This window comes from Thiolapillus sp. (genome assembly GCF_048562965.1).
Classification (GTDB): Bacteria; Pseudomonadota; Gammaproteobacteria; order Chromatiales; family Chromatiaceae; genus Thiolapillus; species Thiolapillus brandeum_A.
Genome location: NZ_JBHNMF010001281.1, coordinates 1 through 728, shown reverse-complemented (window position 1 = coordinate 728; position 728 = coordinate 1). Strand labels below are relative to the sequence as shown.

The window sequence follows — 728 nt, the reverse complement described above, 5'->3', positions numbered from 1 at the left end:
GAGGATGTATTGGGGTTCTGTTATTCAGCGGAACTGGAAGAAGTGGAGAAGCACGGGTTCGTGCTGACGCCAGGGCGATATGTAGGGGCGGCAGTTGAGGAAGATGACGAGGAATCATTCAATGACAAGATGGCTGAGCTAACCGGGGTACTTTATGAACAGATGAAGAAGGCGGAGGAACTGGATACGGTGATCAAGAAGAATATGGAGGGGTTGGGCTATGGGGGGTAAGTGGCTGAAAACAACGGTAGGAGAGTTTTGTCCACTTACTTATGGGAAGAATCTTCCTGAGAAAAGGAGGAAGCAAGGCACCTATCAAGTTTATGGTTCCAATGGCCCTGTTGGTTTTCACAATAAGCCCTTGGTCAAGGGCGAAGGGATTGTAATTGGGAGAAAAGGTACTGTTGGTGCAATCCATTATGTAGCACTACCTTTCTGGTCGATTGATACGACGTTTTATGTTACTAATTCGGAAGATAGAGATCTACGTTTTACTTATTATTTGCTTGAGTCCCTTGGACTTGAGCACATGAATACAGATAGTGCAGTACCTGGTCTAAACAGGGATGCTGCACATGCGCGCAAGATACTTGTTCCTGGGTTGTATGAACAACGCGCCATCGCCCACATCCTCGGCTCGCTGGACGACAAGATCGAGCTGAACCGACAGATGGCCCAAACCCTCGAATCCATCGCCCGCGCCATCTTCAAGTCCTGGTTCGTCGATT

General features: G+C 48.4%; 1 protein-coding gene and 1 pseudogene. Both read left to right on the top strand.

The genetic code is table 11. The features are described from left to right. Window positions 1–231, top strand: a pseudogene (locus tag ACOCD2_RS23830) (SAM-dependent DNA methyltransferase); the annotation flags it as partial. Beyond that, a partial coding sequence (locus ACOCD2_RS23825; protein WP_419591960.1) for a restriction endonuclease subunit S occupies window positions 221–728 on the top strand: 508 nt, incomplete at its 3' end. The pseudogene ACOCD2_RS23830 and the gene ACOCD2_RS23825, both read left to right, overlap by 11 nt.